The 24,571-nt window shown below is 72.6% G+C and carries 18 protein-coding genes; 12 read left to right on the top strand and 6 right to left on the bottom strand.

Features of this window, described 5'->3' with window-relative positions; all coding sequences use genetic code 11:
- Positions 1 to 38: 38 nt before the first annotated feature.
- Positions 39 to 1,676 (bottom strand): asparagine synthase, encoded by a 1,638-nt coding sequence (locus KIS93_RS51380; RefSeq protein ID WP_080042529.1) that lies wholly within the window; start codon positions 1,674 to 1,676, stop codon positions 39 to 41.
- A 138-nt stretch (positions 1,677 to 1,814) separates the two neighbouring features.
- Between KIS93_RS51380 and KIS93_RS51375 the strand changes: the two genes are divergently transcribed.
- The 4 genes from KIS93_RS51375 (at position 1,815) to KIS93_RS51360 (ending at position 7,125) form a co-directional block, all read left to right on the top strand.
- Positions 1,815 to 3,662: a hypothetical protein gene (locus KIS93_RS51375; RefSeq protein WP_230465547.1), complete on the top strand. Its 1,848-nt coding sequence runs from the start codon at positions 1,815 to 1,817 to the stop codon at positions 3,660 to 3,662.
- Between the two features lie 53 nt (positions 3,663 to 3,715).
- A complete protein-coding gene (locus KIS93_RS51370) occupies positions 3,716 to 4,324 on the top strand; it encodes a DALR anticodon-binding domain-containing protein (RefSeq protein ID WP_155128464.1) in 609 nt (202 codons plus the stop codon).
- 126 nt (positions 4,325 to 4,450) lie between these two features.
- Positions 4,451 to 5,833, top strand: coding sequence for a diaminopimelate decarboxylase (gene lysA, locus KIS93_RS51365; RefSeq protein WP_080042527.1), 1,383 nt, complete (start codon positions 4,451 to 4,453; stop codon positions 5,831 to 5,833).
- Positions 5,830 to 7,125: a homoserine dehydrogenase gene (locus KIS93_RS51360; RefSeq protein WP_080042526.1), complete on the top strand. Its 1,296-nt coding sequence runs from the start codon at positions 5,830 to 5,832 to the stop codon at positions 7,123 to 7,125. The genes lysA and KIS93_RS51360 overlap by 4 nt, the downstream gene beginning before the upstream one ends.
- On the opposite strand, the gene KIS93_RS51355 is transcribed toward KIS93_RS51360, so the two are convergent.
- Genes KIS93_RS51355 through KIS93_RS51340 form a run of 4 tightly spaced genes read right to left on the bottom strand, consistent with a single transcriptional unit; the run spans position 7,122 to position 12,731 of the window.
- Positions 7,122 to 8,798: a glycosyltransferase family 2 protein gene (locus tag KIS93_RS51355; RefSeq protein WP_080042525.1), complete on the bottom strand. Its 1,677-nt coding sequence runs from the start codon at positions 8,796 to 8,798 to the stop codon at positions 7,122 to 7,124. The genes KIS93_RS51360 and KIS93_RS51355 overlap by 4 nt on opposite strands.
- The gene (locus KIS93_RS51350; protein ID WP_080042524.1) at positions 8,795 to 10,798 is read right to left on the bottom strand and encodes a glycosyltransferase; all 2,004 of its coding nucleotides are present in this window, start codon (positions 10,796 to 10,798) and stop codon (positions 8,795 to 8,797) included. The genes KIS93_RS51355 and KIS93_RS51350 overlap by 4 nt, the downstream gene beginning before the upstream one ends.
- Complete coding sequence (locus KIS93_RS51345; RefSeq protein ID WP_080042523.1) at positions 10,795 to 12,297, bottom strand: glycosyltransferase; 1,503 nt, start codon at positions 12,295 to 12,297, stop codon at positions 10,795 to 10,797. The genes KIS93_RS51350 and KIS93_RS51345 overlap by 4 nt, the downstream gene beginning before the upstream one ends.
- On the bottom strand, positions 12,294 to 12,731 hold the full coding sequence (locus KIS93_RS51340) for a hypothetical protein (RefSeq protein WP_080042522.1): 438 nt from the start codon (positions 12,729 to 12,731) through the stop codon (positions 12,294 to 12,296). Before KIS93_RS51340 ends, KIS93_RS51345 begins: the two co-directional genes overlap by 4 nt.
- Positions 12,732 to 12,982: 251 nt before the next feature.
- Between KIS93_RS51340 and KIS93_RS51335 the strand changes: the two genes are divergently transcribed.
- Together KIS93_RS51335 and KIS93_RS51330 are read left to right on the top strand one after the other, a co-directional pair.
- Positions 12,983 to 14,056: a glycosyltransferase family 2 protein gene (locus tag KIS93_RS51335; RefSeq protein ID WP_080042521.1), complete on the top strand. Its 1,074-nt coding sequence runs from the start codon at positions 12,983 to 12,985 to the stop codon at positions 14,054 to 14,056.
- On the top strand, positions 14,053 to 15,681 hold the full coding sequence (locus tag KIS93_RS51330) for a glycosyltransferase family 2 protein (RefSeq protein ID WP_080042520.1): 1,629 nt from the start codon (positions 14,053 to 14,055) through the stop codon (positions 15,679 to 15,681). Before KIS93_RS51335 ends, KIS93_RS51330 begins: the two co-directional genes overlap by 4 nt.
- Before the next feature lie 249 nt (positions 15,682 to 15,930).
- On the opposite strand, the gene KIS93_RS51325 is transcribed toward KIS93_RS51330, so the two are convergent.
- Positions 15,931 to 17,331, bottom strand: a complete 1,401-nt coding sequence (locus KIS93_RS51325) for a glycosyltransferase family 2 protein (protein WP_230465546.1) — start codon at positions 17,329 to 17,331, stop codon at positions 15,931 to 15,933.
- A 241-nt stretch (positions 17,332 to 17,572) separates the two neighbouring features.
- Here KIS93_RS51325 and thrC point away from each other — a divergent pair, with 241 nt between their 5' ends.
- The 6 genes from thrC (at position 17,573) to rpmE (ending at position 24,486) form a co-directional block, all read left to right on the top strand.
- Positions 17,573 to 18,631: a threonine synthase gene (gene thrC, locus KIS93_RS51320; protein WP_080042519.1), complete on the top strand. Its 1,059-nt coding sequence runs from the start codon at positions 17,573 to 17,575 to the stop codon at positions 18,629 to 18,631.
- A gap of 28 nt (positions 18,632 to 18,659) precedes the next feature.
- The gene (thrB, locus tag KIS93_RS51315) at positions 18,660 to 19,589 is read left to right on the top strand and encodes a homoserine kinase (RefSeq protein WP_080042518.1); all 930 of its coding nucleotides are present in this window, start codon (positions 18,660 to 18,662) and stop codon (positions 19,587 to 19,589) included.
- 457 nt (positions 19,590 to 20,046) lie between these two features.
- Positions 20,047 to 22,101: a transcription termination factor Rho gene (gene rho / locus KIS93_RS51310; RefSeq protein ID WP_080042517.1), complete on the top strand. Its 2,055-nt coding sequence runs from the start codon at positions 20,047 to 20,049 to the stop codon at positions 22,099 to 22,101.
- Positions 22,102 to 22,259: 158 nt separating this feature from the next.
- Entirely contained in the window at positions 22,260 to 23,495 is a 1,236-nt protein-coding gene (locus KIS93_RS51305; protein WP_246005488.1) for a sensor histidine kinase, read from the top strand.
- A gap of 9 nt (positions 23,496 to 23,504) precedes the next feature.
- Positions 23,505 to 24,140, top strand: coding sequence for a response regulator (locus KIS93_RS51300; protein WP_080042516.1), 636 nt, complete (start codon positions 23,505 to 23,507; stop codon positions 24,138 to 24,140).
- 127 nt (positions 24,141 to 24,267) lie between these two features.
- Positions 24,268 to 24,486, top strand: a complete 219-nt coding sequence (gene rpmE / locus KIS93_RS51295; RefSeq protein ID WP_043616312.1) for a 50S ribosomal protein L31 — start codon at positions 24,268 to 24,270, stop codon at positions 24,484 to 24,486.
- The last annotated feature ends 85 nt before the right edge of the window (positions 24,487 to 24,571 follow it).

Genomic DNA, 24,571 nt, shown 5'->3' with positions numbered 1-24,571 from the left:
CGAGATCGGGATGTAATCGCCCTGTTACCCAGAGTTCACTAAAAAGGTGTGGCCAGGTCGGAGAGGTCGTTCTCGAAGTCGCTCAGCCACAGGCCGAACAGCACCAGACCGCGCACCCAGAATCGATCGTTCCAGCCGTTGAACCTGGTCAGCGCGTCGGGCCCGCCCGCCACCACCTCGTGCAGCTCATCCGACAGCAGGGTCGGCACCCGGTTGACCAAAACCTCCAGCATCCGGTGCGCATAGCCGCGCGCCGGAGCGGCCGTCGAGCGCAGCGGCACCCGCCGGAGCGGCTGCTTGATCACGTTCGTCGAGGGCAGAGCGGCCACCCGCGGATTGGCCGCGTACAGCACCTCGCGGTAGAAGCGGCCCTTGTCCTTGCGCGCCACGCCGACCGACAGCGCCGCGTCGAAGAAGTCCGGGTGGATGAACGGCGCCGCGAACGACGCCTCCGGGCCCACCAGGTTCACCGCCGAGCGCGCGATGCCCCGCACCGTCCTCGTGTGCAGCACCGACAGCGGCAGCTCCGCCCGGTGCCCGTGCAGCATCGAGGTCGCCGCCTCGAACTGCTCGCGCACCGTCTCCTCCATCCACTGCGCCGCCTTCTTCGACAGGAATGGCTGCGTCGGCTGCCCCAGCGACAGCGAGGCCAGCACGGCCGCCGACCGCTCCGCCTGCGTCGTGGCCTCCAGCGCGGCCCCGCTGACCATGAAGTTCTTCAGCAGCGGCCCGCCCGCCAGCCCGTCGACCAGGATCCGGCCCGCGCCGTGCACCTCCTTGGCGAAGGGCGCGTACCAGGCGTGGTGCGGCGTCAGGTACTCCAGCCGGCGCGCCACCTCCATCGCGTCGGCCGGATAGTCGGCGGCATCCTGCGTGATCACCCGGTGCGGGATGCCCAGCTCCCGCGTGATCGCGCGGGCGAAGGCGATGTCGGTGTCGGTGCCGTCGTCGGGGCTCGTCGTCCACGACTCCACGTCGAACCCGGCCGCCACGGCCACGCTCGCCAGCAGCCGCGAGTCGTAGCCGCCGCTGACCGGCACCAGCAGGTCGCGCCCCGCGTACCCCTCGTAGGCGCCGTGCAGCAGCTCCACGATCTCCTGAGGGCTGATCCACTTCTCGTACGGCTCCGTCCGCAGCCAGCGCGGCAGCCGCCGCTCGGTCGCCAGCCGGCCGTGCTCGAACGTCAGCGCGCTCGCCCCCGGCAGCCTCTTGACCTCCGTGTACGGCGTCGCCTCGCCCAGCGGGAACGTCACCTGGAGTATCGACGCCCACGCCGACCAGTCGATCCGCACGGGCACGAGGCTGAGCAGCGGCTGGATCAGGGACGAGAAGTAGACCGCCTCGCCCAGCCGCACGTAATAGACGTCCACCAGGCCCAGCGCGCCCGTGTGCAACGTCACCTTCCGCCCGTCGCCGATCAGCCCCGGAGTCTCGTACGTCTCCGCGACCGTGATCCACTCGTCCTCGGCCGCCTTGGGGCCGCGCTCGCCCCAGGCGAAGGCGTACGTGTCGCCCGCGCGGTGGTAGGGCGGCAGCGGCGTGGAGCTGAACAGGGCCGCGTCGCCCGACTGGAGGGCGGGCCGCACCTTGGGGCCCGCCGCCATCAGCTTGCCGAGGACGGCGGTGTCGATCCGGCCTAGAGCGCCGCAGACATAGGGCCGCACGTTGAACTGCACCGGATCTCAATCCCTTCGAGACGCTTCTCGCCAAAGAGTATCCTTTGGCGGGCTACGAGAGCGGAGGTCCGGTTTGCTCGCGTAGCGAGGAAACCATGAGACGCAGTGTCTCGACGCCGGACCGACGAAGGAGGGCTGGTGTCTATCGAGCTGGAGAGCACGCGTCGGGCGTTGCGTGATGCGATCGCGCAGGCCGAGCGGGCCGCCGAGCTGGCCAGGCTGCTGGACGCCGCCCAGGCCGAGCTGGCCGCGGCGCAGGAGAGCGCCGAGGCGGCCAAGGCGCTGGCCGAGCAGCTCAGCGAGACCGAGCGGCTGCTCGCCGCCGAGCAGGCCACCTCCGACAAGCTGCGCAGGGAGCTGGCCGAGCAGCGCTTCCAGGCCGAGGTGGCGCAGTGGAAGCTCTCGTCGATGAAGGTCGCGCGCTGGAGCCGCCTCGGCGACGCCATCAAGAGCGGCAAGAGCAACCCGGTCCGCCTCGCCAGGGGCCTCAAGGGCGCCGCCAAGCCCGTCAAGCGCCCCACCGCCCCCAAGCGCAAGCTGATCGCCGGCACCGCCAAGCCCAAGGACGAGCGCCCGGGAGCCGCCTTCCAGGCCACCAGCAACACCAGGACGCTCAACGGCGCCTCGTTCAAGCTCAAGCCGTTCCGCGTGCCGACCGGCCCCAACACCCGCCCGCACCTGACGGCCGCCGTGATCGCCGACCCGCACGCCGAGGCGCTGCTGCGCTACGAGTGGCGGCAGACGACCGGCTTCACGCCCCGCGACTTCGCCCGGGTGCTGCCGCTGGAGGTGCCGCACCTGCTGGTCGTCGAGTCCGTCACGCAGGGCCCGTGGGCCGAGGAGATCACCGGCGAGCCGGGCGAGGGCCTCAAGGCGCTGCTGGCCTGGTGCGCCGAGCGCGGCATCCGCACCGTGTTCTGGCACACCAAGGGCGACGTGTCGGCGTACGCGGCGGCGGCCGAGCTGTTCGAGCACCGCTTCACCGCCGACCTGACCGTGGCCTGGCCCCGGCTCCAGTTCGGCGTGCAGCCCCGCGTGCACAACCCGCTGCCGCTGGCGGGGGGCCGCATCGACCGGGTGCTCACGCTCGACCAGCTCCTGCCGGAGCACCTGTCGTACCCCGACGTCCTGACCTCCTACCGCTGGCCCGCCGCCGCCGACTGCCCGCCCGGCACCCCGCAGTGGCGGCTGGCCGAGATCGCCGCCTGCGGCACGCCCATCGGCACCGAGGCCGACGACCGGCGGGCGCACGTGGCGCTGCGGCGGGCGTACGCGATGGGCACGATGAGCGAGCGCATCGACGAGCTGCTCGACGCCATCGGCCTGCCCAGTGCCCGGCCGACCCTGAACACCTCCGTCCTGCTGCCCGTGCTCGACCCGTACCTGATGGAGCACGCCCTGGCCCAGGTCGCCAAGCAGTCGGGGGTCGACCAGCTCATCGTCATCGGCCCGCCCGAGGCCGAGCTGCGGGCCCGCGACGTGCTGCCGGACGTGGAGGTCATCCACCGCCGCCCGCACGCGGCGATGACCGAGGGCGCCATGCTGAACGCGGGCATCGACCTGTGCGAGGCCGACCTCGTCGCGGTCATGGACCCGCGTGACGTCTACGGCCCCCACTACCTGTCGGACCTGCGGCGGGCGTTCCTGTTCAGCACGGCCGACATCGTCGGCAAGGCCGCCTTCTACGCCCACCTGCGCAAGCCCCAGGCGACGCTGCTCAAGCAGCCGGAGGCCGAGTACACGTACCTGCCGGAGATCACCGGCGGCACCCTGCTGGCCCGCCGCAACGCGCTGCGCGAGCTGGGCTTCGCCGACCTCACCGAGGGCTGGGACGAGGTCCTGATGCGGCAGTGCCGCACGGACGGGATCAAGGTCTTCTCGGCCGACCGGTTCGGCTACGTGCGGGTGCGCGACGAGGACCGCTGGCTCCTGGGGGCGGCGCACCTGGTCGAGTACGGTTCGGCGGAGCCGCACGCGCTCATCTGAGGTCTGTGGGCACGGTTCGGCGGGGCCGCACGCGCTGCTCTAGGGTCGTCCCCATGACGCCGGGGGAGCTGGCCGGGGTGCTGGGGGAGCCGCCCGTGCCCGAGGGCACGTGGGAGCGCGAGGTCGTGTACGTCTCGGCCGCCGCCCTGCGCCGCCGCCTGCCTCCTGACGAGCTCGCCGCCCGGGTGCGCGGGCTCGGCGGGGTGGCGGCCGTGGAGGTCCGGGGGAAGGGGTTCCTGCGGATCGTGCTGAGCGAGCCGTACCTGGACATGGAGCCCGCGCCGGTGCCGTTCGAGCCGGGCTGGCCGGACTTCCCGCGTACCTGGGACAACCCCGGCTTCGTCGTGCGGTACGGGCACGCGCGGGCCTGCGCCGTGCTGCGGTGGGCGGCGCGGCTGGGCGTGCCGGCGGGCGGCGGGGCGCCGCCGGACCCGCCGCACCGGCGGGTGCTGCGGGTGCTGGCCGAGCTGCCCGGGCGGCTGGTCAGCAGGGAGCCGGGGTGGGAGGGTTATCTGCTACGGCTCGCGCTCGCCTATCACGACGCGCACGAGCGGGCGCCCGCCGTGCCGGTGGGGGACGAGGAGCCGGGGCCGGTGCACGCGGCGCGGGTGCGGGTGGCGGACGCGGTGCGGAAGGTGCTGCCGGGGCCGGATCGGATCTGAGATGTCGCACAAAATATCCGGCTAAACGGCGAAAAATCGTAAAAATATCCCTTCTGGGGCTTGATCGCGTCTCGATACGTGGTCACAGGGTCATGGCGTACTTGCGCTTCCGATAGCCTCGATCGGGTGAGTCGATTCGCCCATCCTGCCGGGGACCGGCACGCTGAGATGCTGCCCCAGGAGCGCCCGCCGCTCCCGCCCGCCGACCTCAACCGGATCAACCCCGCGATCTGGCCCCGAACGTCGACCCGGACCGATGGCACGCTCACGGTCGGCGGCGTGGACGTGCGCGACCTCGCGCGCGAGCACGGCACGCCCCTCTACGTCATCGACGAGGACGACGTGCGCTCGCGCATGCGCGACTACGCCACCGCGTTCGCCGGCTCCGAAGTCCACTACGCCGGCAAGGCGTTCCTGTGCAAGGAGATCGTGCGCTGGCTCCAGGCCGAGGGCCTCGGCCTCGACGTCGCCAGCAGCGGCGAGCTCGCCGTCGCGCTCAGCGTCGGCTTCCCCGCCGAGCGCATCACCATGCACGGCAACAACAAGTCCGTCGCCGAGCTCACCAAGGCGCTCGAGGCCGGCGTCGGGCACATCGTGGTCGACTCCTTCGACGAGATCGCCCGGCTCGGCTACCTCGCCGAGCAGCACGGCAAGCGGCCCAAGGTGATGATCAGGGTCACCACCGGCGTCGAGGCCCACACCCACGAGTTCATCGCGACCGCGCACGACGACCAGAAGTTCGGCCTGTCGCTCAACACCGGGGCCGCGGCCGAGGCCGTCCGCCGCATCCTCGCCCTGCCGCAGCTCGAGCTCGTCGGGCTGCACTCGCACATCGGCTCCCAGATCGTCGACACCGCCGGGTTCGAGGTCGCCGCGCGGCGCCTGACCTCGCTGCTCGTGCAGATCAAGGACGAGCACGGCGTCGTGCTGCCCGAGCTCGACCTCGGCGGGGGCTACGGCATCGCCTACGTCGAGGGCGACGAGGCCCCCGACATCAAGGAGCTGGCCGACAGCCTGCGCGAGATCGTCACCAAGGTGTGCGTCGACGCCGGCCTGCCCGTGCCCCGCCTGACCGTCGAGCCCGGCCGCACCATCGTCGGCCCCGGCGGCATCACCCTCTACGAGGTCGGCACGATCAAGGACGTCGAGGGGCTGCGCACGTACGTGAGCGTCAACGGCGGCATGAGCGACAACGTGCGCACCGCGCTCTACGGCGCCGAGTACACCGCCGTGCTCGCCAGCCGCGCCAGCGACGCCGAGCCCATGCTCAGCCGCCTGGTCGGCAAGCACTGCGAGAGCGGCGACATCATCGTGCGCGACCTCCACCTGCCCGCCGACCTCGCCCCCGGTGACCTGATCGCCGTGTCCGCGACCGGCGCCTACTGCCGCTCGCTGGCCAGCAACTACAACTACCTGCCCAAGCCCGCCGTCGTCGCCGTCTCCGGCGGCTCCTCGCGGGTGATCGTGCGGGGCGAGACCGAAGACGACCTGTTGAGGGGGCAGCTGTGAAACCGCTGAAAGTGGCTCTGCTGGGCTGCGGGGTCGTCGGCTCCCAGGTCATCAGGCTCCTGCACGAGCAGGCCGACGACCTGGCCGCCCGTGTCGGCGCGCCGCTGGAGCTGGCGGGCGTCGCCGTGCGCCGCCTCGGCCGCAAGCGCGACATCGACGTCGACCCCGCCCTGCTCACCACCGACGCCGAGGCGCTCGTCACCCGCGACGACATCGACATCGTCATCGAGGTCATCGGCGGCATCGAGCCGGCCCGCTCGCTGATCCTCGCCGCCCTGTCCAGGGGCAAGTCGGTGGTCACCGCCAACAAGGCGCTGCTGGCCGAAGACGGCTCCACCCTGCACGAGGCCGCCCGCACCGGCAACGGCGACCTCTACTTCGAGGCCAGCGTGGCCGGCGCCATCCCGCTGCTGCGCCCCCTGCGCGAGTCGCTGGCCGGCGACCGCGTCAAGCGCGTGCTCGGCATCGTCAACGGCACCACCAACTACATCCTCGACAAGATGGACTCCACGGGCGCCTCCTTCACCGACGCCCTCGAAGAGGCCCAGACGCTCGGCTACGCCGAGGCCGACCCCACCGCCGACGTCGAGGGCTTCGACGCCGCCGCCAAGGCCGCCATCCTGGCCGGGCTCGCCTTCCACAGCCGCGTACGCGCCGACGAGGTGCACCGCGAGGGCATCACCGAGATCACCGCCACCGACGTCGCCTCCGCCAAGGCCATGGGCTACGTCATCAAGCTGCTGGCCATCTGCGCCCGCTCCGACGACGGCCGCTCCTTCGGCGTGCGCGTGCACCCGGCCATGATCCCGCGCTCCCACCCGCTGGCGGGGGTGCGCGAGGCGTACAACGCGGTCTTCGTCGAGGCGGAGTCGGCCGGCCAGCTCATGTTCTACGGCAAGGGCGCCGGCGGCGCCCCCACCGCCTCGGCCGTCCTCGGCGACCTGGTGGCCGTCGGCCGCAACCGCCTCGCGGGCACCCGCGGCCCGGAGGAGTCCACGTACGCCGACCTGGCCGTGCACCCGATGGGCGAGACCGTCACCCGCTGCCACGTGGCCCTCGACGTCGCCGACAAGCCCGGCGTGCTGGCCCAGGTGGCGGAGCTGTTCGCCAAGCACGACGTGTCGATCCAGACGGTTCGCCAGGAGGGCCGCGGCGACGACGCCCAGCTCGTCATCGTCACCCACCGCGCCACCGACGCGGCCCTGTCGGCGACGATGGCGGGGCTGCGCGAGCTCGACATCGTCCGTGCGGTGGCCAGCGTGATGCGGGTGGAGGGCGACGAGCAGGGCTAGTCGGTGGGGAAGGCGAGGTTGCGGACGCGGCGGACGGCGCGTCTGAGCACCGTGCGGTTGCGTTCCCTGGTCAGCCGTACCGCCTCGCGACGCCATGCCTCCGCCTTCTCGCGCCAGCGGGCCGCGTCGCGGCCGTTCTTGGCCGCCTCCCTGCGGGTCTGGGCCAGCTCGGCTCTCAAGGCGGCCACGCGTTTGCGGTAGAGGGCGAGCTCCTTCTCGTGCCGGGCCGTGGCCGCCGCCAGCTCCGACGGCGGGCGTCTGCGGGGCGGGTAGACGGCGGGGCGGCGGCTGAAGCCCCACGTTTCGCCGTCCACCCATTCCAGGCCGAACAGGGCGTCCACGAGGTCGTCCAGGTGCTCGTCCGGTGCGGCGACCAGGGCGGCGCGGGAGAGGGCGGCGGTGCGGTCGAGGCGGGCGGTCGTGACGCCTGCCTCCGTCTCCTCCAGGGCGACGCAGAGCGAGCCCAGGTCGTGCTCCTCCATGCGGGCCACCAGGCGCTCCACCGTGTCCTTCGCCACGACCCAGCCGGGCGGGACCCGCAGGCGGAACGGGGCGGTGCCGGTGGCGGGCTGGTGGAAGTGCACGCGGGGGTCGTGGGCGAAGGTGGCGTGGACGAGGCGCAGGTCGAGATGCGGGTCGGCGAGAGGGGAGCGGCGGCCGGGGGTGAGCAGGTCCCAGGGGCCGGTGACGGTGACCCGGACGTCGGGGAGCGAGCCGGCCAGAAGGGTGTCCACCGTGGCCCGTACGTCCTCATAGGGACCTGCCGCCTCGACCGTCACCTCCACGTAGGGCACCAGCCACTGCCGGCCCGCGTCCGTACGGAGGTAGCGCCGGTACGGGACGCGGTCGGCGACGTAAGGGTCGTTGTACCGCTTCAGCGCGCGATGGTCGCGCATGGCCGTGGGCAGGCCGACGTGCCAGGCCCTCGATTCGGGGTCGGGGACGTACACGGCGCCCGCCTGCGTGAGCCGGTAGCCCAGCTCGGTGTCCTCGGCCAGCACCAGGGACGTGTCCATGCCGCCGGCGGAGCGCAGCAGCGCCGCCGGGTACGACACCGTGGCGCCCACGTGGATCCTGGTCGCGAGGGAGCTGGGTGCGGTGCGCAGGCCGTCGTGGTCGCGGATGATCTGCTCGGCCCAGTCGTGGCGGTGCGGCGACAGGGGGAAGAGCCGCTCCTCCGTGCCCGCCGCGAGGGCGTCGGCGACCTGCTCGGGCGTGGGGAGCGGGCCGTCGGTGAAGTCGATCCAGCCCAGCGCCACCACGTACGGGGCGAGGTGGTGCCAGCGCAGCTGGGCCTCCACGTGGCGGCGGTGCGGCACCATGTCGGCGTCCAGCACGAGCACGACCTCGCCCGTCGCGGTGTCGATGCCCGCCTGCACCGCCCAGGCCCGCCCCCAGCCGCCGGGCGGGCTGGAGATGAGCTTGGTCCTGGCGGGGGCGAGGCCGGGCAGGTGGAGCGGCGTGGCGCTGCCGTCGTCCACGACGATGACGTCCAGCAGGTGCTCGGGGTAGCTCTGCGCCGACAAGGCGGCGAGCGTGAGGTTCAGCGTCTCCTGGCGGTCGTGGGCGGGGATGACGACGGTGACGGTGAGGGTGGGCTCCCAGTCGCCGAGCGCGGGCGGGGTCAGCACGCCGTAGTCGTTGTGCGGGATGCGCGGAATCGGCGGGGTCATGGGAGGGGGCTTCCGTCGAGGGCCATCAGGGCGTTGGGGCGGAAGCCGCGCCACTGGCGCCGGTTGCGCTGCAGGAACGTCCCGATGGGCTCCTGCCAGGTGTGGTGGGCCGCGGGGCCTCTGCGCAGGATGTACCCGAGCCCGTGCGTGCGGTAGATCTGCCCGCCGGCGGCCTGGAGCGCCTCCTGGAACTGCGTGTCCACCGAGCGCGGCAGCGGCCTGAACCCGCCCACCGCCTGGAACGCCGACCGCTCGACGAGGATCGTCCCGCCGGCCACGAAGCTGGTGATCTGCTCGGTGACCTGCTGCCGGTGCACGGTGACGTCGATGGAGGACAGGTAGACGAACTCGGGCACCGTGCCGACGACCTGCGCCCCCGAGTAGGAGTGCGCGAGCAGCAGGTCGGCGAGGAAGTCCGGCCCGTACCAGTCGTCGTCGTCCATCTTGAGCAGGAACGACCCGGAGGCCCTGGCGGCGGCCAGGTTCAGCACCTCGCCGAACACGGCACGCCGGTCGGCCTCGAAGACGGTCAGCGGCCCGTCGAAGGCGGCGATCGCGGCGGCCACGTCCGGATGCCCCTGGGGCACGCCGTGCAGGGCGAGGATCACCTCCAGCGGGGCGCCGCGCTGGCGGGCGATCTGGCAGAGCGCGAACGCCACCATGTCCGTACGGCGGGTGGCCAGCAGCACCGACGTGAGCGGGGGAGCGGGGGCGGGCGCGCCGAGCTGCTCCCACCGGGCGGCCACGCCGTGGGTACGCAGCGCGGCGCGGCGCAGGCGGATGCTGTGCTCCTCGCGCCGCAGGTCGTCCGACAGGTCGGGGGCGCGGGTGAGCAGGTTCACGAGCTCGTCGCCGAGCGCGCCCGCCCAGCGCGGCACCGCCCGCGCCACCAGCGGCACCCCGGCGGCGCTCAGCCCGGCCAGCACCCGCACGGCGGCCAGCGGGCCGCTGTGGGCGTGCCGCCAGTCCACCTCGACGCTCCTGATCTGGCGCAGCCTGGCCACGTCGGCGTCGGTGACGCCGCCGGACTCGGCGAACGAGGTGACGACCTTGCCGTCCAGCACCACCGACCAGCGACCGTCACGCTCCTCCAGAGACGCTGTGCCGCGCGACGGCGTGGTGACGAAGCCCTGGGGGTTGACCAGCCGTTCGTCCACGGGCGGGATCATGGAGGGCTCGGCGAGCACGTCGGGGTCGGCGAGGGGGGAGTCCGCCATGCCGGGCCGGCCGAGCCGTTCCCAGCTCACGGCCTCCAGCGCGGGCCGCTCGACGGGCGTCTCGTCGCCGGCCCAGCCGCGCTCCCCGGTCCTTGGGGTCGTGGCGGCGTCACCTGAGGGGGTCAGTGCGTCCGCCGTGATCGTGCGCAGCACCACGTCGCCGCCGGGGGCGCCCACCCGCTCCGGGACGGGCCCGCTCACCTCGGCGGGCGTCGCGTTCGGATCGCCCGGCCGCCAGTCGGCCGCGCCGACGCCCGCGATCGCCGCCGCCGGGGCCGCGATCACGTCGAGGCGGTGCCCGGCGAACGCCCTGGCCACGGCCGTCACCGTACGTCCGGCGGGCGTGGCGGCGGAGAACCGCGCGTCCACCACCCAGACCCTGCTCTTCGGCTGGTACACCCGCAGGTCCGCGAGCGCCCGCCACCGGTGCGCGGGGGTGGGCGTGGGGACGGGCGCGGGGTGCGCGGGCGGCGTGTCGAGCACGGCGACGACCACCCGCTCGGCCTGCGGCAGCAGCTTGTGCAGGGTGGCGACCCTGCGCACGTCGGCCGGCGTCCTGGCGAGCACGAGCACGTCCTGGACGCGCTCGGGCTCGGCGGGCGGCTCCAGCAGGTGCCGGTCCAGGTCCACGACCCCGTCCCGGCCGGAGAGACGGTCCACGGCGCCGTCACGGCCCAAGAGACGGTCCGCGGCGCCGTCACGGCCGCTCACGTGGTCTCCGGCGTCGATCCCGGCGAGGAACACCCGGGCATCGGGCAGCTCGGCCAGCAACCGCTCGATCATCCGGCGCTCCTGAGATGCCGCATGATCGAGTTCAGCGGCCCGCGCGGCTCCTGCTCGACGGGCTCACGGGGTGCCTCACTGAGCCGTTCGACCTCGGCGGTCAGCCGCTCCACCTCGGCCTTCAGCTTCCTGATCTCGGCCAGCCGCTCCCCGGCCAGCGCCCGCCACTTGGCGGGATCCCCGCCCAGCGGCTCGGCCTCCGAGGCGGGCACGATGCCGTGCTCGGCGCCGCTGACCCACTCGGACCCGAACATCTCGTCCACCAGGTCGTCGGCCGCGCCGGGGAAGAGCGCGGCGCGCGCGAACGCGGCCGTGCGCTCCAGCCGGGCGGCCACGACCCCGTCGGGGCCCTCCGCGAGCGCCACGCTGACCAGGCCGAGCAGGTCGCGCTCGGCGTGCCGGACGAGCCCGGCGAGCGTGCCGGCGCCCAGCACCCATCCGGCGGGCAGCGTGAGCAGGAAGGGCGCGGGCGCGGCCGAGCCGGGTGCGCTCTCCGTGAACTCGACGCGCGGCTCGTGCGCGTACAGGTTGTGCAGGAGCCGCAGGTCGAGGAGGGGGTCGTCGAGGTTCGAGCGCCGCTCGCCGGTCAGCTTGCCCCAGGGCCCGACGAGGGTGACCGCCGCGTCGGAGAGCGTGCCGGCCAGCGCCGAGTCCACGCTGGCGCGCGTCTCCTCGTACGTGGTGGCGTTCACCGCGACCCGCACGTACGGCACCAGCCAGTGGCGGCGCGGATGCGAGCGCAGCCAGCGCAGATCGGGCAGGTGGTCGCCCAGGTAGGACCAGTTGTGCCGGTGCACCTCCTTCTCGCGCAGCATCACGGTGGAGGGCCCGAGGTGCCAGGCCCTGGCGTCGGCGTCGGGGATGAAGACGGCGCCCGCCTGGGCCAGCCGGTAGCCGAGCTCGGTGTCCTCGGCCATGTTCAGGGCGGCGTTCACGCCGCCCGCCGCGCGCAGCAGGTCCGTGCGGACGGAGGTGGAGGCGCCGGTGTGCAGCAGGTAGGGGCTGCTGCCCGCGTTCCTGAGCCGGTCGGTGGAGTCGAGGATCTTCTTGGTGTACGCGCTCTGGACGCCCTCCTCGCCCGGCGCGTCCACGAACCTCGTCTCGCCGATCACCACCGCGTAGTCGATGAGGTGGTGCCAGCGCATGTGCGCCTCGATGTGGTCGTCGGCGAGGATCATGTCGGAGTCCAGCCAGTGGATCACGTCGCCGCCGGCCGCGAGCTGCCCGGCCTGCCGGGCCGCGCCGCGCCCCCACCCGTCGCCCACCCGGACGACCCGCGCCCCGGGCACGTGCAGCGGCGGCTCGCTGCCGTCGTCGGCGACGATCACCTCGACCAGTTCGGCCGGGTACGTCTGCCGGGCGAGCGCCGGCACCGTGCGGTCGAGCGCTTCCTGGCAGGCGTAGGCGGGGATGACGACCGACACCTTCAGCGTGGGCCGCCACGTGCCGGGCTCGGGCGGGCGCAGCACGCCGTAGTCGTTGTGCCTGATCCGGGTCATACGCGGCCCTTCGCCAGTGCTCTGACCTCCTCGCGCAGCTCCTCCACCTCGCGGGCGCGGGCCATGGCGTTGACGCGGTCCTCGCCGAGCGAGGCCAGGATGGCGCCGAGGTCGTCGGCGCGCCGCGCGGCGGAGTCCTCGACGGCCTGCACGAGCACGTCGAGCCTGGTCTCGATGGTCTTCAGCGCGGCGGTGGTCCTGGCCAGCTCGGCCTCGTGCTTCTTGATCCGCAGGTCGATGCGGTGCGCCTTGCCGTCGATGCGGCGCACGGTGAGGAGGAGCAGGGCGAGCGCGGCCAGCGAGATCATGAACGCCGTGGCGGCCGCGGCGGCGCCGAGCGTGATCAGGTCGGCGAGTACGAGAAGCGCCAGCACGCCGAGGGCCAGCGCTGCGAGGGGTGCGGCGGTCGTCGCCAGTCGGCGGGGCGAGAGCATCCGCGCTTACCTTTCGTGGGTCACAACATGCAGGACATCGGAGGCTTCACGGACATCAGGGGAGTATTGACACCTTAATCAACATGGGACACCACCGTGCCATAAGTTCTCAAAGGTTCCCAGCCAATCATCAGCCTCAGGACCTGCATCACCTCTCCTGCCGAATCTGGCATGCGCGTCTACTCGCCAGTAAAACGGGCGTAAGGTAGGCGCCGATCACCTCTCGAAACGGTCAAGGAGCAGGATCACCCATGTCCGTCACCCCTTGCGGCTTCACGCGTACGCCGGAGAAGGGGCTGGCCCGCCTGCATTGGGCCGACACCGGCTGGGCCGTGGACGGCCAGCCGCTCGACGTGGCCGCGCTGCGCCCGCTGCGGGGCCTGGAGATCGAGTGGCCGGACCGGCCGGTGCCGCTCGACGGGCTGATGGCGCCCGCCGCCGCCGGGGTGCCGCTGACGGCCGATCACGCGCCGCCGTGGGTGCCGGACGACCTCGCCGCCCTGCTCACCGACCGCGACTGGCTCGGCCACGCCGCCGACGGCACCACGCGCTCGCTGGCCGACCTGCGCCGGGAGGAGCACAGCGTACGGCTGCGCCGCCTCGCCCACCCCGTCACCGCCCCGCACGTGAGCATCATCATGGCGACCAAGCGGCCCGCCCTCGTCGGCCAGGCCCTCGCCCAGATGGAGCGCCAGCGGGACGTCCGCGCGGAGGTGCTGCTCGGCCTGCACGGGGTGTGGCACGAGCAGGTACGCGAGGCGGTCGCCTCCTGCTCGCTGCCCGTGCGATGGGCCGAGGCCGACGCGGCCGTGCCGTTCGGCGAGGTGCTGAACCGGGCCGCGGCCCTGGCGAGCGGCGACTATCTGGCGAAATGGGATGACGACGACTGGTACGGCCCCCGCCATCTGGCCGACCTGTTCATGGCGATGTCGTACAGCGCGGCCGACGTGGTGGGCACCACGGCCGAGTTCTTCTACCTGGAGCCGTTGAAGGCGACGGTGCGGCGGACGACGTTCGCGAGCGGGGCGAGTTATCCGAGCGAGGTCTGGGCCGATCATGTAGCCGGTGGCACGATCATGGTATCGAGAGCCAAATTTCAGGAAATAGGCGGATTTCCTGGATTGCCGCGAGCGGTAGATCTCGAATTCTTGAAGGCGGCGCAAAAGGCGGGCGCGCGCGTCTACCGGACGCACGGGCTCGGATACGTCCTGCGCCGCGGGCTCAGCGCCGACCACACCTGGCAGCTCCCGCTGGCCCACTTCCTCAAGGTGGCCGTGAACCAGTGGCGCGGCTTCCGCCCGAGCCTGCTGATGGAAGCCGCATGACCGTACGCGGCAGGGTGCGCGGGAACGACTACCGGGTGCTCGCCCCCGACGACCACCTCACGCCCCGGCTCACGGTCAGCGTCGTCATCCCCGCCTACGGCGGGCAGGACAAGCTCGACCTGGTGCTCGCGGCGCTGGCCAGGCAGACGTACCCGGCGGAGCTGACCGAGATCATCGTCGTCGACAACGGCAGCACCCCGCCGCTGCGGCTGCCCGGCGGCACCTCCGCCAAGCTTGTTCGCTGCGAGCGGCCGGGCCGCGCCGCCGCCCGCAACGCCGGCCTGGCGCGGGCCACCGGCGACGTCATCCACTGGCTCGACTCCGACGTGGTGCTCACCCCCGGCGCGATCGAGGCCCACATGCGCTGGCACCACGCCGCCCCGTACCTCGTCGTCACCGGCTACCTGCGCTTCACCACCGCCGAGCTGCCCGACGAGCTGCCCGACGACCTGGAGAAACACTTCGAGCCGGCCGAGCCGCACACCTGGATCGTCGACCTGGTCGAGCGCACCGGCGGCCTCACCGACAACCCGCAGCGGCCCTTCAGCCTGCACGTCGGCGGCGCCACCTCGGTCAGCGCCCGGCTCGTCGAGGCCGCCGGGCCCATGGACGAGGAGCTGATCCTCGGCCAGGACACCGAGATGGGCTACCGGCTCGCGCAGGCGGGCGCCGTCTTCGTCCCCGAGCCCGCCGCCCGCGCCTACCACCTCGGGCCGACGATGCGCATGCGCGACAAGCAGCCCATCGACCGGGTCAGCCACGCGTTCGTCGCCGACCGCATCCCGGCCTACCGCTGGCTCAGGGGGCATCCCGGGCGGCAGTGGAAGGTCCCGTACGTCACCGTCGTCGTGGACGGCACGCGCGGCTACGACGCCGTGCGCACGACCGTGGACGCCGTGCTCGCCGGCACCGTGCCCGACGTGTCGGTGCTGCTCACCGGCCCCTGGGCCACGCTCGACCGCGACCCCCGCGCCCCGCTCCGCGACCCGAACCTGGAGCTGGTGCTCGTCCACGGCCACTACCGGCACGAGGGCCGGGTCCGCCTGGCCGAGACCGCCGACGTGGACCCCGCCGTCCCCTTCGTGCTCCACCTGCCCGCCGGCTGGGCCCCCGGCGAGGACACCCTCGCCCGGCTGCTCGACCTGGCCCGCGACGACGGGCTCGGCCTCGTCAACGTCCTCCTCCACGAATCCGACGCCGAGGGCGTGGTGTCGGCCCGGCTCGAACGCGCCTCCGCCTTCGCCAGGGCCCGCATCGTCGCCGACCCCGGCGAGGACCTGGACGACGTGGTGGACGAGGTGTCCGGCGTCACGTGGGTCGAGGGCGAGACCTACGGCTTCACCACCGAGCCCGGGGTCCCGCAGGGGCGGCGGGGTGCGTACCGGGCACGGATGGAGGCGCAGGAGGAGGCCGCCCGGCTGGCCAAGGAGGCCGAACGGTTGCGGGCGCAGGTCACCAAGTGGCGCGAGGAGGCCGCGCGGTGGCGCAAGTCCACCGTGGAGCTGCGCCGCGAGGTCGGCGCCCTCCGCCGCCAGCTCGCCGCCGCCAACCGAGCCCAGCAGGGCCTGCGCACCCTGGTCTCGACCACCATGAAACGCGCCCTGCGCAAACGCCTGCGCGGCTGACCCGCGCCCGCCCGCGCAGGCGACCCGCGAGCGCGCCTGCGCGCCTGCGCGGCCGACCCGCGAGCGCGTCTGGGCGGCTGGTCCGCCGTCGGCCCGCGGCGGTGGGGGACAGGCGCGCCGCCCGCGAGCGTGCACGCCGAGCGAGAGCACGCCCCCGCGCACACAACTCCCCGCCCCGCACTCCCTGTGGGTGCGAGCGGCGGGGGCGGCTTCAGGTGGTGCAGGGCCGTGAGCCGGGGGGCAGGGGTGTCAGTTGGGGCGGAGGGCCGACTTCAGGCGGCGCAGGAGCGATGTCTCCGCGGGCTCTACCGCCAGGGGCACCGGCGCGGCGGGTGGTGGAGCGGGGATGGTGACCGGCTCGGGCTGCGTGGGCGCGGGCCAGAACCGGTCCGGCGGCTCGTGCCGGATGCCGTGCGTGGCCGCGACGACCTCGTCGAGGTCGTCGCCGGGCGAGGTGAGCAGGCAGGCCCGCCCCAGGGCCGAGGTGCGTTCGAGCCGCGCCGTGCGCCCGTCCGGCAGATCCACGATCAGGACGCCGGTCAGGTCCTTCTGGACGGACTCGATCATGCGCTCCAGCGTGGCCCGGTGCAGCGGCACGTCCACCGGCCCCCGGTAGCGGAACGGGGTCGGCGCGGGCGTCGGGGCGGCCTCGTCGATCAGGCGGATGCGCTCGTCGTTGCCGAACAGGTCGCGCATGAGCCGCAGCTCGAAGCACGGGTCGGACAGGCCGAACCGCTCGGGTGAGAGCCGCGACCACGGCCCGACGAGCGTGACCACGACGTCCTGCAGCTTGCCATCCAGCGCCGCCGCCACCGCCTGCCGCACCACCGACTCGCTGGTGTCGGTCACGTCGAGCACGATCTCCACGTACGGGACCAGCCACCGTCGCCCCCGGTCCTTGCGCAGGTCCCGGCGCAGCGGGATCCGGTGCGCCAGGTACGGCTCGACGGCCCGCACCGCCCGCTCCCGGTCGCGGTGCTGAGACGGCAGCCCCAGGTGCACGGCCTGGGCCTCCATGTCGGGCACGAAGACGACCCCGTGCATGGCCAGCCGGTAGGAGAACTCGGTGTCCTCGCCGCGGATCACGGACGGGTCGAGCCCGCCCACGGCGTGGAAGACCTCCCTGGGAAGGGCGAAGGTCGGGCCCGTGCACACGTGGTACGGGTTGCGGCTCTTGCGCAGCCCGTCCGTCTTGGCGATCGTCGCCTCGGTCGAGCTCGGCACGGCGGTGTCGAGGTCGAACAGCTCTCCCAGGTGTCCCGCCCGGAAGACCTGCTCGGGGGTGACGTGCGGCGGCTCGACGAACTTCTTCATCCCGATCGTGACCAGGTAGTCGGTCACGTGGTGCCAGCGGGCCAGCGCCTCGATGTGCTCGCGGCAGGCCACCATGTCGGAGTCGAGCCGCTGGATGATCTCGCCGTCGGCGGCCTTCGCGCCGGTGTTGACGGCGTTGGAGATGCCCCAGCCGTCCTCGACCCGGATGAGGCGGGTGCCGGCCGGGCGGATCTCCGGCAGCCGGATCGGCGGCCGGCTGCCGTCGTCGACGACCAGGACCTCCATGAGGTGCGCCGGGTACGTCTGCGCGGCCAGCGCGGCGAGCGTCAGGTCGAGCTTGTCCTGCCCGCCGTGCGCGGGTATCACCACGCTCACGGAAAGGGCGGGTGACCAGGCGCCGAGCCGCGGTGCCGCCACTGGTGAATAGTCGTTCTGCCTCAGAGCAGGACGCGCGTTCATGGTCATGACCCCCTGCCGAGACCTTATCGGGAGATGCTGAGCATTTCCTGAATAGTGCCCCTGTCCAATGGACGAGTCCGACCCGTGGACGCGGCTCCGCGCCTGGTCCGCGCACCCCGTACACTCGGTGCCCAACAGCGCAGGTAGGGAGTCATCAATGAGCAGGTCGTGGCGTGGCCTCATCGAGGAGTACCGCGAGCGTCTTCCGGTCACCGCGAAGACGCCGGTCATCACGCTGCTCGAGGGCGGCACGCCGCTGGTGCCCGCGCACCGCGTCTCGGCCCTCACGGGGTGTGACGTCTACCTGAAGGTCGAGGGGGCCAACCCGACGGGCAGCTTCAAGGACCGCGGGATGACGATGGCCATCAGCAAGGCGGTCGAAGAGGGGGCCAAGGCGGTCATCTGCGCCTCCACCGGCAACACGTCGGCGTCGGCCGCCGCCTACGCCGTCCGCGCGGGGCTGACCTGCGCCGTGCTGGTGCCGCGGGGGAAGATCGCCATGGGCAAGCTGGCCCAGGCGCTCGTTCACGGTGCCACGCTGCTGCAGGTCGAGGGGTCGTTCGACGACTGCCTGGAGATGACGCGCAAGCTGTCGTCCAGCTATCCGATCGCGCTGGTCAACTCCGTCAACCCGTTCCGGCTGCAGGGGCAGAAGACGGCGGCGTTCGAGATCGTCGACGCGCTCGGCGACGCGCCCGACATCCACTGCATCCCGGTGGGCAACGCCGGCAACATCTCGGCGTACTGGATGGGTTACCAGGAGTACGCCGAGGACGGCGTGTCGACGAAGCGGCCGCGCATGTTCGGCTTCCAGGCCAGCGGCGCGGCGCCGATCGTCGGGGGAGCGCCGGTCGCCCACCCGCACACGATCGCCACCGCCATCCGCATCGGCAACCCCGCCTCCTGGTCGCTGGCCACCGCGGCCCGCGACGACTCCGGCGGCGTGATCCAGGCGGTGACCGACCGGCAGATCGCGGCCGCGTACAAGCTGCTCGCGCAGGAAGAGGGCGTGTTCGTGGAGCTGGCGTCGGCCGCCAGCGTCGCGGGCTTGCTGCAGGCGCACGCGCAGGGCATGGTGGAGGCGGGGCAGCGCATCGTCTGCACGGTCACGGGCAACGGTCTGAAGGACCCTGACTGGGCCATTTCGGGGGCACCGGCGCCGGTGGTCATCCCCATCGACGTCCACGCCGCCGCGGCGGCGCTCAACCTCGCCTGACGGGGAGTGACGAGGGAAAAGTGAACGAATGACGACGGTTGACATTCGCGTGCCCGCGACGTCGGCGAACCTGGGGCCGGGTTTCGACGCGCTCGGGCTCGCGCTGAGCCTCCACGACGAGGTGCGCGCCACGCTCACCGGGGAGCGCGGCGTCCACGTCACCGTGGAGGGCGAGGGCGCGGGGGAGGTGGACACCGGCGAGGGGCACCTGGTCGTCAAGGCCATGCGCATGGCGTTCGACCGCATGAAAGTTCCCCAGCCGGAAGGCATACGCCTGCACTGCCTCAACCGCATCCCGCACGCACGGGGGCTGGGATCGTCGTCGGCGGCCGTGTGCGCGGGCATTCTCGCCGCGCGCGCTTTGGCCGAGAGCGAACTGGCCGGCGAGCTTTCCGAAGGACTTTCGGACGACGACGTCTACGCGCTGGCCACCGAGATGGAAGGGCATCCCGACAACGTCGCCCCCTGCCTGGCGGGCGGGCTGACCGTTTCGTGGTCCGACCACGACGGGCTGCCGCATATGGTGAAACTGGCTCCCGACCAGCGCATCCGTCCGGTCGCCCTGGTCCCTTCGACCCGGCTGTCCACGGAGGCCGCCCGGGGGCTGCTGCCGAAGGACGTGCCCCACAAGGACGCCTCCTTCAACGCCGGCAGGGCCGCGTTGCTGATCGCCGCGCTGACCCAGCGGCCGGAGCGAGGGCTCCTGCTCGCCGCCACCGAAGACCGCCTCCACCAGCACTACCGCGCGCCTGCGATGCGGGCCAGCGCGGATCTGGTAGAACGTCTCCGTGCAGTGGGCGTGCCCGCGGTCGTTTCGGGAGCGGGTCCCACGGTTCTTGCGTTTTCGACCTCGGATACGCAGGATTTGATCGCGCCAGAAGTGGGTAATGACTGGCACATCCAGCTAATGGACGTCGACCCGGTTGGTGCGAACGTTCAGTTCCCCGAGACACGCTGATGCCTCTTTAGACCTTCAGGGAATAGCCGTGTGCGCTGGTGATGTTAGGCTGATAGCCGCACCAGATGCCCCCTTGGTGGGTGCGTGCTTGTCAGCCACACATCGCTGCATCATGCTTCACGTCGCGAGGCGGAAGCAGCGCGGCTGTCTCCCCGGAATCCGTTGCCTCCGGTTGGCCCACACCCGGTTGGCTCGACGTGAGGTGGCGACGACGGGGATCTGCGCGTTCGAATCACATCGACATCTGGTTGGCGACAGCAATCTGGGGGGTGTCAGCCACGCGCCAAGGGCCATCGGCGGCGTGGAAGAACCCCTCCCCAAGAGTGGCGGCCGTCTCCATCGACAGCCGAAGATCGCAAAGTGCACCCCGACCCGGTCTGTCCCGCCGGATCGCAAGCACCTCCGGGACGCCCGGAAGAACAAATCCGGCGCCCGACCCCTGGGAAGGACCTTTTAGTTGAGCGACACCACCGAACTCCTCTCCGACGCATCAGGCGCTGAGCCGGCGTCCGGCGACACCCCCACCCGCGCAGCGGCCAAGCCGCGTGCGCGTCGCTCCGGCACCGGCCTGTCCGCCAAGGTGCTGCCCGAGCTGCAGAAGATGGCAGCTGAGCTGGGCATCAGCGGGACCGGGCGCATGCGGAAGAGCCAGCTCATCGCGGCCATCCAGGAGAAGCAGGGTGGCGGTTCCGGAGACGGCGCACCGACGGCCACGGCCGTGACCGAGTCGCCCGCCCCGACGGCGGAGGCGGCGCCCGCGGCCGAGCGGCCCACCCGTACGCGCAGGGAACGTTCCCGCACCAAGACCGCCGACAAGCCCGCTGAGGAGACCGCTCCGCAGCCGGCCGACGTGGCCTCCGCGCCGCCCGTGGCCGCCGCGCCCGAGCCGGTCGCCGCCGCTCCGGCGGAGACCGTCGTGGAGCAGCAGGGCCCGCCGTCGGAGACGCAGCAGGGCGAGTCGCGCTCCGAGCGCGGCGAGAGCCGGCGCGAGCGCCGCAGCCGCGGCGAGCGCCGCGAGCGCGGCGACCGCACGAGTGACCGTGGCAGCGACCGTGGCGGCGACCGCACGAGTGACCGTGGCGGCGACCGCGGTGAGGGCGGCCGCGCCGAGAGCAGCCGCGACGGGGGTCGTGACGGCGTCCGCGACGGTTCCCGCGACGGCCGTGACGGTCGTGACGGTTCTCGCGATGGCGGCCGCGGCGAGCGCGACCGCATCGCCGCCGACTCCGGCAGCCGCGCCGACCAGCGCGGCGACCAGCGGGGCGGCGACGACGACGACCGCGGCGGGCGCAGCCGCAGGGGCCGCTTCAGGGAGCGCAACCGCGGCCGCGGCCGCGAGCGTTTCGAGGCGGGCGAGCCGGTCATCGGCGACGACGACGTGCTCATCCCGATCGCCGGCATCCTCGACATCCTCGACAACTACGCCTTCGTCAGGACCAGCGGCTACCTGCCGGGCAGCAACGACGTCTACGTCTCGCTCGCCCAGATCCGCCGCAACGGCCTGCGCAAGGGCGACGTCATCACCGGCGCCGTCCGGCAGCCGCGCGAGGGCGAGCGCCGCGAGAAGTTCAACGCCCTGGTCCGCCTCGACACCGTCAACGGCATGGACCCGGAGCAGGCCCGCAACCGGCCCGACTTCAACAAGCTGACGCCGCTCTACCCGCAGGAGCGCCTGCGCCTCGAGACCGAGCCGAACATCCTCACCACGCGGATCATCGACCTCGTCTCGCCGATCGGCAAGGGCCAGCGCGGCCTCATCGTCTCCCCGCCCAAGGCCGGCAAGACGATGGTGCTGCAGGCCATCGCCAACGCGCTCACCCGCAACAACCCCGAGTGCCACCTCATGGTCGTGCTCGTGGACGAGCGGCCCGAAGAGGTCACCGACATGCAGCGGTCGGTCAAGGGCGAGGTCATCCACTCGACCTTCGACCGTCCCGCCGAAGACCACACCACGGTCGCCGAGCTCGCCATCGAGCGCGCCAAGCGCCTGGTGGAGCTGGGCCACGACGTGGTCGTGCTGCTCGACTCGATCACCCGTCTCGGCCGCGCCTACAACCTGGCCGCGCCGGCGTCCGGGCGCATCCTGTCGGGTGGTGTCGACTCCACGGCGCTCTACCCGCCCAAGCGCTTCTTCGGCGCCGCCCGCAACATCGAGAACGGCGGCTCGCTGACGATCCTCGCCACGGCTCTGGTCGAGACCGGGTCGAAGATGGACGAGGTCATCTTCGAGGAGTTCAAGGGCACCGGCAACATGGAGCTCAAGCTCAACCGCTCCCTGGCCGACAAGCGCATCTTCCCCGCGGTGGACGTCGACGCGTCCAGCACCCGTAAGGAAGAGATCCTCATGGCCAAGGAAGAGCTGCAGATCGTCTGGAAGCTGCGGCGCGTCCTGCACGCGCTCGACATGCAGCAGGCGCTGGAGCTGCTTCTGGAGAAGATGAAGGAGACGAAGTCCAACGCGGAGTTCCTCCTCCAGGTCCAGAAGACCACGGTGAGCAACGACCGCGACTAGCGTCCGCGCTCAAGGGGGTGGCAGGTTCTCCTGCCGCCCCCTTTCGCGTGCCGGGGGGTGGAGCTAGCCCCACCCCCCGGACGGTTGCCTGCCGTATTCCCGCCGCGCCGCCGCCAGGGGACGCTGTCGTCATGCGGACGGTGGCGTTGAAGGATCGCGTGCCGTTGGGGCCGATGGGGCCGCTCGGCGTGCTGGTGGACCCGATGACGTGGCGGGCGGTGCCGTACCTGCTGGTCAGCGGGGTGGTCGGGCTGGCGTGGTACTTCGTGCTGGCCGTCACGGTCTCCGCCTCGCTCGTGCTGGCGCTGTTCTGGGTCGGCGTGCCGCTGGCGTTCGCGACCGTGCTGCTGTGGCGGGGCGGCGCCCGGCTGGAGCGGCGGGTGCTGCGGCTGGCGTTCGGGATCCGGCTGGCCGACCCGTACCGGCCGCGTCCCGAACGCGGGCTGGGCGCGCACCTGCGGTGGCTGCTGAAGGACCCGGCGACCTGGCGGGACCTGGGCTATCTGCTCGTCCTGCTGCCGCTCGGGGCCATCGAGGCGGTGTTCTCGGCCGCGATGTGGATGGGCACGTCCGGGCTGCTGCTGGCCCCCGTCCTGTACGGGCTGCAGGAGGCGTCCGGCGGCAGCGGTTTCTACGCCGAGGACTGGACGACCTCCTGGATAGCCGGTTGCTGCGGCGCGGTGGCGCTGGTGCTGAGCGCGTACCAGACGAGGGGCATGGCGTGGCTGCACGGGACGCTGGCCACCGTGCTGCTCGGCGGCGGTGAGGAGGAGCGGCTGCGGGCCAGCAGGGCCCGCGGCATCGACGCGGCGGAGGCCGAGCGGCGCAGGATCGAGCGCGACCTGCACGACGGCGCCCAGCAGCGGCTGCTGTCGGTGGCGGTGGACCTGGGGCGGGCGCAGTCGAAGTTCGACAGCGACCCCGAGACGGTCAGGGAGCTCATCGCGCAGGCCCACGCGGGCACCAAGGCGGCCATCGCCGAGCTGCGCGACCTGGCCAGGGGCATCCACCCGGCGATACTCAGCGACCGCGGGCTCGACGCGGCCCTGTCGGGGCTGGCCGCGCGGGCGCCCATCAGGGTGGACGTGTCGGTCGAGCTGGACGAGCGGCCGCCGCCCGCCGTGGAGAGCATCGCGTACTTCATCGTGGCCGAGTCGCTGACGAACCTGGCCAAGCACTCCGGCGCCACCGAGGCGTCCGTCACCGTGATCAGGGACGGGCGCGGCGTGGTCGTGGACGTGTGGGACGACGGCATCGGCGGGGCCGTCGTCGTCCCTGGAGGCGGCCTGGCGGGGCTGGCGGACCGGGCGGCCACCATCGACGGCGTGCTGGTCGTGCACAGCCCCGTGGGCGGGCCCACGGTCGTCCGCGCAGAGCTGCCGTGCGAGTGGTAGCGAAAGGGCATGCGCGTCGTCATCGCCGAGGACTCCGTACTGCTGCGTGCGGGGCTGGCCCGGCTGCTGGCGGACGGGGGCGTCGAGACCGTCGCGGCCGTCGGCGACGGGCCCGCGCTCGTGGCCGCCGTGGCCGAGCACGAGCCGGACCTGGCGATCGTCGACGTGCGCATGCCGCCCACGCACACCGACGAGGGCCTGCGGGCGGCGCTGCGGGTCCGCGCGGCCCGGCCCGGCTTCCCGATCCTGGTGCTGTCGCAGTACGTCGAGGAGCGCTACGCGGGCGACCTCATCGGCCCCGCTGTCGGCTACCTGCTGAAGGAGCGGGTGGCGGACGTCGCCGAGTTCCTCGACGCGGTACGGCAGGTCGCCGCCGGCGGCACCGTCATCGACCCCGAGGTGGTCGTGCAGCTCCTCAGCCGCCAGCGCCGGGGCACGCCGCTCGACTCGCTGTCGCCCCGCGAGCGCGAGGTGCTGGCCCTGATGGCCGAGGGCCGCTCCAACACCGCCATCGCCGCCCGCCTGGTCGTCACCGAGGGCGCCGTGGAGAAGCACGTCTCCGGCATCTTCACCAAGCTCGCCCTCGGCCCCGCCCCGGAGGACCACCGGCGCGTGCTCGCGGTGCTCACCTACCTCGGACGGTGACCCGTCGGGAATGGCCGATGGCCTTGGATGGTTACACGATCTGGCACACTGGTAGCTGACCATTTTGCGGTTCCGGTTCACGCCATGCGTGAAGGCGACCCGGCGGCCGCACCCCGAAAGGACAGCGATGAAGCGCGACATCCACCCCGACTACCACGTGACGCAGGTCTCCTGCTCCTGCGGCAACACGTTCACCACCCGTAGCACCGCCAAGAACGGCGTCATCCACGCCGACGTGTGCTCGGCCTGCCACCCGTTCTACACGGGCAAGCAGAAGATCCTCGACACCGGCGGCCGGGTGGCCCGCTTCGAGAAGCGCTTCGGCAAGAAGGCCACGGGCAAGTAGCTCCACCCACGCCGGCCCGGACGCACCCCGGTGCGCCCTGGGTCGGCGTTGTTGGTGAAACGGCCATCTCTTCAGAAAAAGGACC

This window comes from [Actinomadura] parvosata subsp. kistnae (assembly GCF_900323885.1).
GTDB classification, from domain to species: Bacteria; Actinomycetota; Actinomycetes; order Streptosporangiales; family Streptosporangiaceae; genus Nonomuraea; species Nonomuraea composti.
This window is presented reverse-complemented; position numbering and strand designations above follow the sequence as displayed.